The organism is Paenisporosarcina cavernae (genome assembly GCF_003595195.1).
Classification (GTDB): domain Bacteria; phylum Bacillota; class Bacilli; order Bacillales_A; family Planococcaceae; genus Paenisporosarcina; species Paenisporosarcina cavernae.
The window spans coordinates 521,771-536,256 of record NZ_CP032418.1 but is presented as its reverse complement, the minus strand read 5'-3'; the positions used below and the strand labels follow the sequence as shown (position 1 = coordinate 536,256).

General features: G+C 41.6%; 15 protein-coding genes. 3 read left to right on the top strand and 12 right to left on the bottom strand.

Features of this window, described 5'->3' with window-relative positions; all coding sequences use genetic code 11:
- Nucleotides 1-63 precede the first annotated feature (63 nt).
- Together D3873_RS02815 and D3873_RS02810 are read left to right on the top strand one after the other, a co-directional pair.
- Nucleotides 64-1,608: a hypothetical protein gene (locus D3873_RS02815; RefSeq protein WP_119882597.1), complete on the top strand. Its 1,545-nt coding sequence runs from the start codon at nucleotides 64-66 to the stop codon at nucleotides 1,606-1,608.
- Entirely contained in the window at nucleotides 1,605-4,343 is a 2,739-nt protein-coding gene (locus tag D3873_RS02810; protein ID WP_238473814.1) for a DEAD/DEAH box helicase, read from the top strand. Before D3873_RS02815 ends, D3873_RS02810 begins: the two co-directional genes overlap by 4 nt.
- 254 nt (nucleotides 4,344-4,597) lie before the next feature.
- Here the strand turns inward: D3873_RS02810 and D3873_RS02805 are convergent, their stop codons facing one another.
- The gene (locus tag D3873_RS02805) at nucleotides 4,598-5,014 is read right to left on the bottom strand and encodes a single-stranded DNA-binding protein (protein ID WP_119882596.1); all 417 of its coding nucleotides are present in this window, start codon (nucleotides 5,012-5,014) and stop codon (nucleotides 4,598-4,600) included.
- A 222-nt stretch (nucleotides 5,015-5,236) separates the two neighbouring features.
- On the opposite strand from D3873_RS02805, the gene D3873_RS02800 reads away from it, so the two are divergent.
- Nucleotides 5,237-5,674 carry a YwpF family protein gene (locus tag D3873_RS02800; protein ID WP_119882595.1) on the top strand — a complete coding sequence of 146 codons (438 nt, stop codon included), beginning with the start codon at nucleotides 5,237-5,239 and terminating at the stop codon, nucleotides 5,672-5,674.
- Nucleotides 5,675-5,985: 311 nt separating this feature from the next.
- On the opposite strand, the gene D3873_RS02795 is transcribed toward D3873_RS02800, so the two are convergent.
- From D3873_RS02795 to murA, 11 genes are all read right to left on the bottom strand, one after another.
- Nucleotides 5,986-6,270, bottom strand: coding sequence for a hypothetical protein (locus D3873_RS02795; protein WP_119882594.1), 285 nt, complete (start codon nucleotides 6,268-6,270; stop codon nucleotides 5,986-5,988).
- A gap of 83 nt (nucleotides 6,271-6,353) precedes the next feature.
- Nucleotides 6,354-6,740, bottom strand: coding sequence for a hypothetical protein (locus D3873_RS02790; protein ID WP_119882593.1), 387 nt, complete (start codon nucleotides 6,738-6,740; stop codon nucleotides 6,354-6,356).
- Nucleotides 6,741-6,769: 29 nt separating this feature from the next.
- Complete coding sequence (gene fabZ, locus D3873_RS02785) at nucleotides 6,770-7,201, bottom strand: 3-hydroxyacyl-ACP dehydratase FabZ (protein WP_119882592.1); 432 nt, start codon at nucleotides 7,199-7,201, stop codon at nucleotides 6,770-6,772.
- A 13-nt stretch (nucleotides 7,202-7,214) separates the two neighbouring features.
- Nucleotides 7,215-7,460, bottom strand: a complete 246-nt coding sequence (locus D3873_RS02780; RefSeq protein WP_119882591.1) for a DNA-directed RNA polymerase subunit beta — start codon at nucleotides 7,458-7,460, stop codon at nucleotides 7,215-7,217.
- Nucleotides 7,461-7,472: 12 nt separating this feature from the next.
- Nucleotides 7,473-8,309, bottom strand: a complete 837-nt coding sequence (locus D3873_RS02775) for a flagellar hook-basal body protein (protein ID WP_119882590.1) — start codon at nucleotides 8,307-8,309, stop codon at nucleotides 7,473-7,475.
- Nucleotides 8,310-8,321: 12 nt separating this feature from the next.
- Entirely contained in the window at nucleotides 8,322-9,155 is an 834-nt protein-coding gene (locus tag D3873_RS02770; RefSeq protein ID WP_119882589.1) for a flagellar hook-basal body protein, read from the bottom strand.
- Between the two features lie 69 nt (nucleotides 9,156-9,224).
- Complete coding sequence (mreB, locus tag D3873_RS02765) at nucleotides 9,225-10,220, bottom strand: rod shape-determining protein (RefSeq protein ID WP_119882588.1); 996 nt, start codon at nucleotides 10,218-10,220, stop codon at nucleotides 9,225-9,227.
- A 542-nt stretch (nucleotides 10,221-10,762) separates the two neighbouring features.
- Nucleotides 10,763-11,032: a sporulation transcriptional regulator SpoIIID gene (locus D3873_RS02760; RefSeq protein WP_119882587.1), complete on the bottom strand. Its 270-nt coding sequence runs from the start codon at nucleotides 11,030-11,032 to the stop codon at nucleotides 10,763-10,765.
- A gap of 60 nt (nucleotides 11,033-11,092) precedes the next feature.
- Complete coding sequence (locus tag D3873_RS02755; RefSeq protein WP_119882586.1) at nucleotides 11,093-11,749, bottom strand: M23 family metallopeptidase; 657 nt, start codon at nucleotides 11,747-11,749, stop codon at nucleotides 11,093-11,095.
- An 11-nt stretch (nucleotides 11,750-11,760) separates the two neighbouring features.
- Nucleotides 11,761-12,636: a stage II sporulation protein D gene (spoIID, locus tag D3873_RS02750; RefSeq protein WP_238473813.1), complete on the bottom strand. Its 876-nt coding sequence runs from the start codon at nucleotides 12,634-12,636 to the stop codon at nucleotides 11,761-11,763.
- A gap of 307 nt (nucleotides 12,637-12,943) precedes the next feature.
- The gene (gene murA / locus D3873_RS02745; protein ID WP_119882584.1) at nucleotides 12,944-14,242 is read right to left on the bottom strand and encodes a UDP-N-acetylglucosamine 1-carboxyvinyltransferase; all 1,299 of its coding nucleotides are present in this window, start codon (nucleotides 14,240-14,242) and stop codon (nucleotides 12,944-12,946) included.
- Nucleotides 14,243-14,486 lie beyond the last annotated feature (244 nt).

Sequence of the window (14,486 nt, the reverse complement as noted above, 5' to 3'; positions counted from 1 at the left end):
AGGAAGGCTTTTTTTATGCTTTCCCTGAATTTTTATGGATCCTTTCCTAAAAGGAGTGAAATAATGAGTGCTGCAGAACGAATTGGCATCAAATACGCTGAACCTGTTCGTAAAACGATTCATCGTTTAGAAAAACGATATGACATGACAAATCCTCGAGATGAGCACGCTGTTAGACGTTCTCTTTTTCTTGTGCGTAATGGACAAGTAAAAGTCGTTGCGTATCAACCGAACGAACATAAAATCACCTTTACAATAAGAGACGCCCACACCATTCAAGGACATTATTTTCCGTTGCAGGACCAATTCGAATGCGAATGCGGGACGGAAGGTGGATGTCGTCACGAACTTGTGATGGCCTTGATGCTTTATCAATATCAAATGTCTCTCTCTCAGTGGATGAAAGACTTTAAAGCAAAAACACCACCACTAGAGTTACCTGTAAATGATCGTACGCCTGACTCTTGGAAAGCCATCGTGGAATATCATACGTATGCCTTTTTACGAAAAGTAAATTGGTATGACATGTATCACATGCCGATTTTATTCCGTGAATTAAAAGAACGGATTGCGCGCTCTCGTCCGTTCGAGCGTGAATGGCTTCCAATGTACCATTTTTATACGACACTTCTCATGATAAGTATCATTTGGAAGAGTCTACCAGAAGACAACCCATATAGTGCGCGAAATCTTTTGGAGGAAGAATTATTTTCACTAAATGCAGAATTAGATTCCCTGCAATCCTCCTCAAAATTGTTCGCGTTTGACCCTTTTTTAGCTGACATTCGTTTAATGGTGCGTGAGTTGGCATTACTTGAAGGTTTTAATGCAGGACAACGACGCGTTTTTTATACGAATTATCTTCTTACACTCTTGCCCTCTAAAAAAGATATGGAAGAAGAGCTTCAAATCGTCCTGGCATCGAAGACAGAACAGGCCGTACTGTTACACGCAACGATAGCGGTAATCGTAAAAGATGAAGCTGCCTATTTACAGGCATTACAGTCTGTTCGACTCGATTTACTTGAATCATGGTTATCCTTTGCAGATTTTGTGGCTCAATCGCCTTCGGATCACTTACTTGAACCATTGCTACGAAAAATGATGCCGTTTTTAGCAAACTATTTAACGAATTCTACTTCCACGTGGCATCGAAACACGGTCGTCAATGATATCTATCAGTTGTATGCACAAATTGACTTAACGGAAACGGAATGGGAACAATTATTTTTCCATTTCGGTGAACATGGTTTACGTCCCTATTCACAGTTTTTATTGGAACGCGGGCGTTATAAAGAATGGGTTTCACTGCACCACGTGCACAATTCGTCGATTAACTTCGCAGAATCATGCGGTCTCTCACGTGTGATGCAGGAAGCACCAAGTGAGTTGCTTCCGTTTTATCACTTTTTGGCAATGAAAGAAGTAGCTGCTCGATCTCGTGCCAATTATACACAAGCCGTTCGAATCTGGAAGAAGATGAAGACTGCTGCAAAAAAAGCCGGACAAGTGGATTTTTGGCAAGACTATTTAACCGAAATTCAAACGCAGTATAAACGGTTACGTGCACTACAAGAAGAAATTCAGAAAGGAAGTTTGACGAAATGACCTCTACCCAATCTACCGTCTCTTCCCTAGAAAAATTACTGACACTTCGCTTCACAGAACTCGATGAAAATATGTTTCAAGTACAAGCGATTAGTTCAGGGGGCTACCCCTTATTCACCGAGCAATGGCTTACGTATTTAACTTTTCGACACGAAGCATCCTTTTTTGGGTTGACGCTATCGGATGAAGGAATTTTTCACGCAGCAGATCTTGTCGATTTACTGCAACCGTCCATTCGACATCCTTATGTCCAATTGACTGGAGCAGATCCGTTTAGTTCGGAGAAGCTAGGGCAAATGGAAAAGGTCGCTGCACTATATGAACAACCAACTTTATGGAATGAAGTGTCCGTCGCTTCTGGGGAAGTCACGCATCCTCATTTAACAGAAGAGGAAAATAGCTACTTCCAAGCGGTCGTAACGAAAACACTGTATGGTGCTGGACTAACCATGCAAGATGTCCCTAGTCTTCTGCCATTCTTTCAAGATGGTGGTTGGCCACTAACCAAACGGTCGACTAACGACACATTATTTTTAGCACTTCGTTTAGTGGAGCCAGAAGTATTCTCCGATGAATGGACACTCGAAACTGTTTTACGCGGGAAACGGAATACTGCTTACTGGACACCACCGAAACGAAAAATGAATCTTCCCATTGGGGAAGCAGTTCCAGAGAAATGGGCAGACCAAGTCGACTGGATTCATTCCACCCAACAAGCCATGCTCGAATTGTTAGATTTGTCGCCACAAGAATCGTTTTTTTCTCAAACGTTAGAAGATGTCGATGTCCGGAAGTTTCTGCGGGATGATGCAGCAAAACTGCAAGCACTTGGATTTGAAGTTATTCTACCTGCTTGGCTACGCTCGGTGAAAGAACAAAAAATGAAAGTGCGAACGAATGCTTCGGTTAAGTCCTACAAGACTTCTGCTGGATTAAATGAAGTATTGCAATTTAATTGGCAATTCTCGTTGAACGGACACGAAATTTCAGAAGAACAGTTTCGAGATATCGTAGACAATAATCGACAATATATTCAAGCCGGTAATGAATGGTTCCGAATGGATGCTCACTGGATGCATGAAATACGCAAATGGATGGAGCAAACAGAGGAAGAAGAATGGACAGTCAAAGATTTACTTTTCCGTGAAACACCTGATGTGATGTTGTTAGAACAAGAAGACATGGAAGAAGAGGAAGAAGAAGATCCTCTTATTGCCTTTGAGTTTGAAAAAGCACTAGGTGAATATGTGCAATTATTGCGTGAAAAAGAAGGATTACCTGAAACGGACATTTCCCCATTGTTACAAACGGAGTTACGTCCATACCAGGTGATTGGATTTAACTGGCTTGTATTTATGCGCGAAAACGGCTTCGGTGTTTGTTTAGCAGATGACATGGGACTTGGAAAGACAGTACAGCTAATCAGCTATTTACTGCATATCCACCGAACAGAAAAGACACCGAAACAATCGATTATTATTTGTCCCACTTCTGTTCTTGGAAATTGGCAGAAAGAACTCGAGCGGTTCGCACCGGATTTACACGTTCATGTGCATTACGGGAATACTCGTGAAAAAGAGGCAGAAGGCGGAACATTGTTCGACGGGTCCCAAGCAGATGTGGTCTTGACCACTTACGGCACTGCTTCTCAAGATGCACATTTTTTAAGCGAGAAATCATGGACAAGTATTACGTTAGATGAAGCACAAAATATTAAAAACATGCATACAAAGCAATCGAAAGCGATTCGGAAAATGCATGGCGATCATCATATTGCCTTAACCGGTACACCAGTTGAAAATCGATTGTCCGAACTATGGGCCATTTTTGATTTTATTTACAAAGGGTACTTAGGAAGCTTTTCTAAATTCCAAGAAAATTTCATCGCTCCGATTGAGCGTGAAAATTCGGAAGCGCACAAGAAAAAATTGCGTACAAAAATTCAACCTTTCTTACTTCGTCGGACTAAACAAGACAGTGACTTATTACTCGGTCTTCCCGATAAACAAGAGAAGCGAGAATTTTGTCCTTTAACAGTGGAGCAAGCCTCTCTTTACGAGGGTCTAATTGCGGAGACACTGGAAAAAGTGCAACAACTTTCGGGGTTTGAGAAAAAAGGATTAATCCTTAAAATGCTGAGTAAACTAAAACAACTATGTAATCACCCGGCACTTTATTTAAAAGAAGCGTTTGATGATGCAGAGGATATGCTTGAGCGTTCGGAAAAATTAAAGCGTGTAGTTCAGTTAGCTGCTGAAATAGCAGAAAACGGAGAACAGTGCCTAATTTTCACGCAGTATATTGGAATGGGTCACTTAATCCAGCATTGCTTGTCTGAGATCTATGATATTGATGTGCCATTCTTGTCGGGAAGCATGCCGAAAGGGCAACGTGATGCGCTCGTAGATTCCTTCCAACGAAAAGAATTCCCTGTGTTTTTGCTGTCACTAAAAGCTGGTGGAACGGGTCTAAATTTAACCGCCGCTTCTCATGTTCTACACGCGGACAGATGGTGGAATCCTGCAGTAGAAAACCAAGCAACGGACCGTGCATACCGAATCGGACAAACGAAATTTGTAGAAGTGCATAAATTTGTCACGATCGGGACAATTGAAGAAAAAATCGACAAATTGTTGATTGAAAAACAAGCATTATCTGATGACCTTATCCAATCGTCGAATTGGATCACGGAATTACCGGACGATGATTTACGCGAATTACTAACATTTGGGTGATACAAGTACGGCTGCCATGCAGCCGCTTCCCCACTTGTATCAATCTCTCCTCTAGCTGCTACTGATCGTTCTTTCTAATAAAATCACTCGTTCATTTAGATGGGCAATTATTTTTATTAACTGTTCAATATGTAGTTCAAGACGAACTACGTCAACTTGAGTTGACTCCATTGGATGATCCCTTTCCAAATTTTTGTATAGAAGTACATCGTGCAGAATTCCACTGGCGCGGTCTTACCAGAGGCACAAACCTTTTACACGATCCCAGCAGACTCCGTTTCCTTTGGAGCGGCAAAGTCGACTAGTAAATCTTTCGATGGAAAATCACTTTCGCTCGTTTGCTCATCCTGAACTTTAGGTTTAGTCGCGAGAAATTGCACTTCCTCACCTACTACCTCGGTCACAAAGACACGATTCCCATCCTCTTTTTCATAAGACCTTGATTGAATGCGACCTGTCACACCTACCAGCGAACCCTTCCCACAAAATTTCGCGGTATTTTCTGCAATCTTTCCCCAAACAGAACACAACACAAAATCTGCATCCTCCCCATTTTGACTTTTAAACGTGCGCTGCACCGCTAAAACAAACGTTGCTTGTACTCGTCCTTCCGACAACTTACGAATTACTGGATCTTTCGTCATTCTTCCAATCATTCCTACATGGTTCATCGTTTCACCTCCTTTCATGACGAAAGTGTACCGACGAACCTAAATTGTGTGCAAACGTCAGAAAACTTATTTTGCCCCAAAAATGGGGGGTCAAAATTTTATTTTCACCTTCCAAAAAAATACAATTTTCGACGTATCGCTTGGTACGACTCGATTTAAGCAATAGCCAAAAATGCAATTATGGTATACTTGAAAAAACCTAAAAAAAAGGAGTGAATTTCCTTGAAAACATTCAAAATGATCTCCATCGCATTACTTAAAAACAACGAAAAAATGAACATCCCCCTAGAAGACGGTATCATTATTAACCAAGAAAACTCCTACCGTTCATGGATCATTGAAATGTATATCGACAAACAACATAGCAATCTCTTTACAGAAGCAATCGCTAGCGAAGAAATGCTCGAAGTTTCGGTTGTCATTTCCTACCCTGAAAATGAACCCGCTACATTCCAAGTAATCGTTTACACAACAAAAGAAATCGGTGACTACATTTCCGTATTGATGAAAGGCACGTTAAAACGAGCAAGAAGAAAATATGCGGAATCGTTACTATCCGAACTTGTAGAAGACGGCTTGTCTGGTGAGGCACTGGTCACTCGCTTCGAATCGGACATGCGTGAACGGCCGAAACTAAAAAAAGATGAAGTAGAACAATAGAAACGACGATTGAATAGTAGAAAAACTATTCAATCGTTTTTTTGTTGGAAAGGAGAATGGAATGCGAAATGGCAACACTTCACTAGATTTTCTGCTTGCAGAAAATCATCAAAATACTAAAAGCTATTACTTTTAGTAAAGAGTAACTAGATACTATGCTATATCCATGACTAAACACCTGTCGAAGGTGCGATTCTCGGAAATTATGTGCGATAGTTCAAGTTCCCACCAGATTTTCGATCGCTCCAAATAATCCGAAACTGTCCTTACCACACTAAAAAAGGACCTCCAGATGGAGATCCTCAAATGTATTACTTGTCCTTATTGTCTTTATCCCTTGCATCAAGGTCGTCTTCAATGACCTCTTCTTCTGGTGTGTTTTCATCTTTCATCATATCTTTGTCGTGATCGGTGTTGACATCGTTTGTTTCTTCATCCATTTTTGGCCCGACACCATCAGTATTTCGATTTTCTTGGATGTCCTCCATTGGCGTTTCATTATTCGGAGGCACTAATGCATCGTTGTCGTCGTCGTTATTACATCCCGCAAGCATCAATGCTGCTAGAAAACTTAGTGCTATCCCTTTTTTCACCATGAAAAAATTCCCTCCTTTCTCGCTAATACCACAATGAATGTGATTCACTGTAGGTTGCCCGAGAAAGGAGGGAACAATACGACTTATGAGGATTGTTTTTGTTTTAGGATGGATTCTACGTATGAAGCTTCCGCTTTACACGCATAATCATAATGAGTGCCAAGTTCTTCTTGTATCATTTCAATGGATGCTACTTGCTCTTCGGATGGTGGCTCATTTAATATTTTTTCGATGACTTTATTCATTTTATCCGCAAGCTCTGCATGAAATTCAGGACTTTGCTTGACGTCTTCTGAAATTTTTTCCATCCATGTTGCGTTGTCATTTATGTATTCTCTCCATTTTTCAACAAATGATTCCATGGAAAATTTTTCCTCAGACCATTCAATGGATGCCATATAATTTTCAAAAACGGTTGTAATGGAGCGTGTGATGCTGCTCTTCACTCCAGATGGTAATTCTTTTAACATCGTAAACTTGACCTCCTAATCACAGTCTCTTAAACGACTGGACCTAATGCGAATAAAATATCTGTTTCACAGGCGATTTCGCCATCGACTGTCGCAACAGCATGACCTTTCCCCATCGCACCGCGTAGTTTGACAAATTCAACCTCCAGACGAAGCTGATCTCCAGGAGATACTTGTCGTTTGAAACGGCAGTTATCTACTCCGGTTAAGAACGCGAGTCTTCCTTTGTTCTCTTCTTTTTTCAATAAAGCCACTCCACCTACTTGCGCAAGTGCTTCTATAATTAAAACGCCTGGCATAACAGGATATCCTGGAAAATGCCCATTGAAAAATTCTTCATTGATAGAAACGTTTTTCAATCCAACTGCACGTTTTCCTTCTTCTATTTCTGTAATGCGATCGACCAATAAAAATGGGTATCGATGCGGCAAAATTTCTTGAATTTCTTGTGCGTTTAACATATGTTCCTCCTAGTTACTCGCCATTCATAATTTTTAATACGTGATCCCACGTCGACCATTTTAACGCATCCCGCGCTTCTCCGTCACCGATTACTCCATACCCGACCATCACACCGGCTGCCATTGCAGCTGCCACTAGTGCAAGTACGAGAATGATACGTAACCAAATAGGAAACAATCGAATTTGGACCCAAAAGGTTCTTTTTGGTACCTCTTCTTGTTCTTGTTGCTGTTGCTGTGCCACTTTTTCTTCGGTCATTCGATAAGCTCCTTACCTAATACCATTAATCAAGCCCAGCATTTGATCACCCATTGTGACTGCTCTCGCATTGAATTGGTACGATCGTTGTGCACTGATTAAATCCGTAAATTCTTTCGACATGTTCACGTTAGACTGTTCTAACTGTCCATTCCCAAGACCAATTTGCGCACGGTCTGCACCTTGTAAATTCGTTAAAATGTCTTGAGCCGTGACGCCAAGTTCATTCAAATTGTCCGGCAGTGTAATATACGTTGCAGATAAATGCTCCATCAATTGCGGTCTTTGTAAAACAGTGATGCCTAGATCGAACTGATCCGTTGTTCCATCTGCATTTTGCACATCTAGTCTTCCGCCATCTGTTAACGAGAAGTTTTGTGCTGTTTCATTTAAAATAATCGGATTGCCGTTTGCATCTGCGACGGAATACCCATCTGCATTCACTAATGCGAGCGCGCCATCTCCTGTAGGATTCGCATAGAAAGCACCTTGTCGTGTGTAGACGGTTTTATTGCCATCTGCTCCAGGCATTAAAATTTGGAAATATTGTTTCGGCGTGGTGAAGGCAAAGTCTAACTGGCGACCAGTTTGTTGCACCGTCCCTTGTTTCCAATTCATTTCCGCTTGTCCAACGACCGCACCTACTCCATATCGGATTCCTGCTGGTGACGAACGTGGTGCTTGGTCTAGCTTGTCATTTTGAAACTGTTGGTAAAGCAGCTCATGAAATTTCACGTCTCGGGATTTATAGCCATACGTGCCCGCATTCGATAAGTTATTTCCGATCGTATCGATTTGCGATTGCAACTGGTTCAGCGTATTTGTCGCTGTCAACATTGTTCGTAGCATCGTTTATCCTCCCTACACTCTTCCAATTTCATTTACCGCTTTTTCCATACTGCGATCATACGCTTGCAAGATCTTTTGATTTGCTTCAAATGCGCGGTACGCAGTTAACATTTCCGTCATCGTTTTTGCAGAATCTACGGTCGATCCCTCTAAAAACCCTTGTTGCATCGAAAATGCGACGCCATCCGTATCATACGCAGAAGCCAAGTTTTGTCCGTCTGCTGTGCGGAATAAACCATTCTCTTCTTTTAACAAAGATTCTGGTGCAGCCGAGAAAGAGACGCCAATTCTCGCTACTTCTTGATTGTTAGCTAAAAGACGTCCATCCGCTTCTACTTGGAAATCATCGTTCTGCAGTTGAATGCGCTGGCCAGTATCCGATAACACATACAACCCTTGTGGATTGGTTAAATATCCATCTGCATCTAACGTGAAATTCCCGTTTCGCGTGTAATACTCTCCAGCAACTGGATTTTCTAAGCGATACAATACCGCACCGGGATTTCCATCTGCATTAATCGGAACGGTATTTTGAAGCATCGCAATATCTGTTGGCAATTCTGTTTCTAACAATTGTCCTTGCTCAAAGTGTGGAAGCGTTTCTTGCATGTACACTCCCGTACTGATTCCGCCGACTGTTGATAGCTTTTTCATCGATAGTGGATCTTGAACAGGAAGTGATTTGCTTCCCATTCGTGCCATCAACATATCCGGGAAAGATCGAATGACCGATTGATCCGCTTTATAGCCAGGCGTGTTTGCATTTGCCATATTATTAGTCAATAACTCTGTGCGACGTTGTTGTGCAATCATTCCTGATGCTACTGTATAAAATCCTCGAAACAATCGATTCACCCTTTCTTTACTATCTCTTCATTATATCGAACAAAACGCCCCAATTTCTAGGGCAATTGGTCATAGTCTTGGTGACACTTTATCAATATTATCCAGCATAATCCCAGTTCCAATCGCAACACAGTCCATTGGATTCTCCGATAAGAAGACAGGTACTTTTAATTCTTCCGCTAAAAGAAGATCCATCCCGTGCATTAATGCACCACCGCCAGTTAAAATCACACCGCGATCGATAATATCCGCAGATAATTCAGGTGGTGTTTTTTCTAAGACATTTTTCGCTCCTTGTACGATCATCGAAACCGACTCACGAAGTGCACCCTCTATTTCTTTTGACGTAATCTCAATCGTACGCGGTAATCCAGACACCATATCACGGCCACGAATTTCCATCGACTCATTGCGTCCATCGCGGAAAACTGTTCCGATAGAAACTTTAATATTTTCAGCAGTACGTTCCCCGATCAGTAATTTATACTCACGTTTTATGTATTGTAAAATATCGTTATCGAAAACATCCCCTGCAACTTTAATCGACTGGCTCGTAACGATATCTCCCATCGATAACACGGCGATGTCTGTTGTGCCTCCACCAATGTCAACCACCATATTCCCGCTTGGTTGGAAAATATCCATGCCTGCACCGATTGCCGCTACTTTTGGTTCCTCTTCTAAATATACTTTTTTGCCACCAGATTTCTCTGCCGCTTCTCGAATCGCTTTTTGTTCTACACTCGTAATATTTGTTGGACAACAAATCAAAATACGTGGTTTTGAGAAGAACCCTTTGACATTCAATTTTTGAATGAAGTGCTTCAGCATGGCTTCTGTTACATCAAAATCGGCAATAACGCCATCTTTTAGTGGTCGAATCGCCACAATATTTCCCGGCGTACGTCCCACCATCTTGCGTGCTTCTTCCCCAACAGCAAGTACTTTGTTTGTCTTTTTATCAATCGCCACGACGGAAGGTTCATTTAGAACAATCCCTTTTCCTTTCACATGAATTAAAACATTCGCCGTCCCCAAGTCAATTCCTATATCTTTCGCGAACATAATGCGATAATCTCCTTCCAAATGGGCTCTTATGTATGATTCTGAAAATTTACTCTACTAACTGACTATTTTATCATAACGAATTAACAAATACATCCTTTTTTCTCATACGACCCCACTTGACGTTGGAATGAAAGTACTACTGACACTTTTCGATAATAAACCGGTTTTAACAATCTGAGAGAAGGATTAAGCATTATTCGTTTATTTCGGAATGAACCCAAGAATTGTCCTGAGATAAAGGAAGTAGCAATTTCCCAGCGTTGACGTTTGTTATTGCAATCAAGATTGTGTAAGAATGTCTCTTATTATTTGGATAAATATGGTTAATGTCGCGGTTTTATTTCATTTTGGGACGGAATGATCCTGAAATGTCTCGGAAATAACCCAAAATGACCCGGAAATCTCTCAATATGGGTTGGAAATACGTGAAAATGGCCCATATCATAAACTAAGCCTCTAAAACAAGGCACACTCTTCATCTACTACAAACTTTCATTCCACATCCCCCCATCACAATAAAAAAACGTGAGGACGCATAGTTACGTCACCACGTTTTTTTGTTTTTTCTCGTGCCACATTAGTTTCGTGGCTTCCCCGCCTCGCAAATGGCGTATCGACTTATGATAATCGAGAATTTGCTTTACTTCCTTTGCGAGGGCCGAGTCAATCTTCGTTAGGCGTTCGGATAAGTCTTTGTGCACTGTACTTTTCGAGTATCCGGTTCGTTTCGCAAGTTCGCGAACGGTCTGTTTCGTTTCAAGAATGAGTTCAGCTAAATGCAGCACACGTTTTTTTAATTCCTCCTGCAACTAGCCATCCTTCCACTGACGGAATCGGTAGTACTAGTAGTGTATGCACATCGTCCGTGATTAGAACGCTAAAAATTCACGAGGATTTACTGCTTCACCATTTTCGATTACTTCAAAGCTTAAGTGAACACCAGCTGTAGGATTCCACTCATTCGCAATCGCCGTACCGATCACTTGTCCTTGCGAAACCGTGTCCCCTTTTTGTACTTGAATTTCTGCAACGGAACGATACTTCGTCACTAAACCATTTTCATGTTTAATGGAAATTTCGTTTCCGATAAATTCGTCTGCCACTACTTCTTCCACCGTGCCACTCATTGCAGCAAGCACTTCAAACGGCTCACCATCAACAGCAAGCGTTACCCCGCTATTCGTCATATACGTTTGGTTGAACACTAGCAGAGAATTTTCTCGCGTTTCTGCATCTGCAGTCATATCATAAAAATCCTGCAAAACCGTCACGCGATCTAAAAGCGCTTCATCAAACGGGTACTTCATCGATTCTAGGTTGCCATTCGTCTCAATAACCGTTTCCCCGTCTGGGTTCATTCCTTCGGTTCCTGTCACATCACTAGCAACTTCCGTATCATTTGCGATATACGCATTGTAGCCCCATACGAGGCCAACCATTAATAGTGCAAACGCGATGTAGACTGTAGGCCACACCCATTTTGCTTGCCCTGTTGGAGTAGGAGTCATCTTTTTTTCCTCTCGCATTTTCATCACCTCTACTTGCTAGTGTTGTCGGGTAATGAATCTTTTAAACATGCTGGAGCGACTCCTTGAAAATTTTGTAATGTCGTGTGTGGATAATAATACGATACAATATCTTCGTAACTCTTTCCTTTCAACGCCAAACCTCGAGCACCATACTGACTCATCCCTACACCGTGTCCATATCCTTTAGTCGTGACAACAATCGTTTCATCCTTCAGTGAAATCTGAAAATCCGTTGACGGCAATCCTAATAATTCTCGAATTTTTCTGCCATTCCATTCCTGTTGGTTCGCTTTCATCGTTTCCACTCGGCCAGACGAATTTCGAACAAGATCAATAGCTTTAATTTGTGCTTCATTCCACGGAATACCAAACAATGCATTCCACTCATCCAGCGTAAACGTTTTTTTCGCTGAAAACTTTGGAGACTCCTCATCTTCTTTACTGTCCCTCACCTGCAAATACGGAATCTCGTATCCACTAAAAGCTGCCGCACTCTCCGTCTTGCCGTTCGATGTGGAAAAAAACATTGCCGTAATCAGTTCATCGGCGTACGTCAACACCTTACCGTTTGTCTCGTTTACAGCTTGTAAAACCACTTTCGGAACATCCTTCTCCGCCGAAAACACTTGATCCTCCACCGTTGGCTTAATCGATTTTTCGCCAAAATTTGTTGTTCGTAGCGCAAACGTCCTGGCGGCCACCGCTTGTGCTTTCAGTGCTTCTTTTGGGAATGAAACCGGCATCTCTCCCATCACAACACGCGCTACGTACTCCTCGAGTGGCACGGGTCGTGTAATACCATCGACACGGATCGAAATTGGACAACTTGTCTCCTCGTTTCCAGTTCCCTCGTATTCTGGCTCAGAAGTGGGATTGTCTAACATATAGGGAATCGCATATAAACTTGCACATAAGGTTGAAACTAATATGGGGTACTTCCACTGAGAAATTTTCATAAGAAAAGATATGACTCGGAAGGGCAAGATAGTCATTGCTGACGAAAATTTCATTTTTATTAGCGTTGATAAAAATGGAGCTTTTATTTAGAAGAGCTGAAAGTGGATAACCACTTGGTAAATGGAGTCATACCTCGTAGTAAACGATTTTTCATTTAAATAGGAAAAAGCACAAAAATAAAACCGCCCTCTTATGTATAAGAGAGCGGTGTGATGGATAGTATGATAGTAGGTATTAGACCGTTTGCATGACTTTCTCATCTGAAGATTCTGTTGATACACGTTCGATGTCTGCTCCTAATGCTGCAAGCTTTAAATGGAAGTCGACATATCCACGATCTAAGTGGTATAACTCCGTGACGCGAGTAACGCCTTCAGAAGCAAGACCAGCTAAGATTAATGCTGCTGCTGCACGTAAGTCCGTTGCGGCAACTTCTGCACCTTGTAAGTTAGATGGACCGTTCATAATAACAGAACGACCTTCAATTTTTACGTTTCCGTTCATGCGGCGGAATTCTTCCACGTGCATAAAGCGGTTTTCAAATACTGTTTCTGTTAAAACACCTGTACCAGTAGCTGTTAACATTAATGCCATCATTTGAGATTGCATATCTGTTGGGAACCCTGGGTGAGGCATTGTTTTAATATCGATTGAGCGAATTGGTTTGATTCCTTGGATACGAAGACCTTCTTCTGTTTCCGAAATCATCACGCCCATTTCCTCTAATTTAGAAATAACGGCTGCCATATGTTCTGGCACGGCGTTAGTAATCGTTACATCACCTTGTGTAATTGCTGCTGCTACCATGAACGTACCAGCTTCAATACGATCTGGAATGATGTGATGAACCGTTCCAGAAAGAGTAGCTACTCCTTCAATACGGATTGTATCTGTACCAGCACCAACGATGTGACCGCCCATTTCATTGATGAAATTTGCTAAGTCGACAATTTCCGGTTCTTTCGCTGCGTTTTCAATAATAGTAACACCATCAGCAAGCGCTGCTGCTGTCATAATGTTCTCTGTCGCTCCAACACTAGGAAAATCTAAATAGATTTTCGCACCGCGTAAACGACCATTTACATTCGCTTCTACATACCCGTGACCGAATGAGATTTCAGCACCCATTGCTTCAAATCCTTTTAAATGCTGATCGATCGGACGTGATCCAATCGCACATCCGCCTGGAAGTGCCACACGAGCAAATCCATTACGAGCAAGCAATGGTCCCATCACTAGGATGGATGCACGCATTTTACGTACATATTCGAATTGTGCCTCTGAAGAAAGTTCCATCGATGAATCAATAATTACTTCGTTTTGTTTCGGGTAATATTGAACATCTGCGTGTAAACTTCTTAATACTTCATTGATTGTTGAAACGTCTGCCAAAGTTGGCACGTCACGAATCACATTCTTACCTTCTGATGCTAAAAGTGCTGCAGCTAATACTGGTAACACTGCATTTTTCGCACCCTCTACTTTTACTTTCCCTGTTAACTTATGGCCGCCTTTTACAATAATCTTATCCACCAATTGACCCTCCAGCTTCGTAATGATTTCTCTTTTTTATAAATACAAGTTCTAACTTGTATGATGTCAGTAATTAGGAAATAAACATTTCAACTATATCAAGTTTCTTCTCATGGAAACAAGTAACCATTCAATCATTTTATGACGAATTCATGAAAAATTTACTTCGCTATATGATACGTTAGTCGCATGTTTTTTGTGTCGGTTCCTAACCGTATTTCTTCCGATGTCTGAACTAGTTACT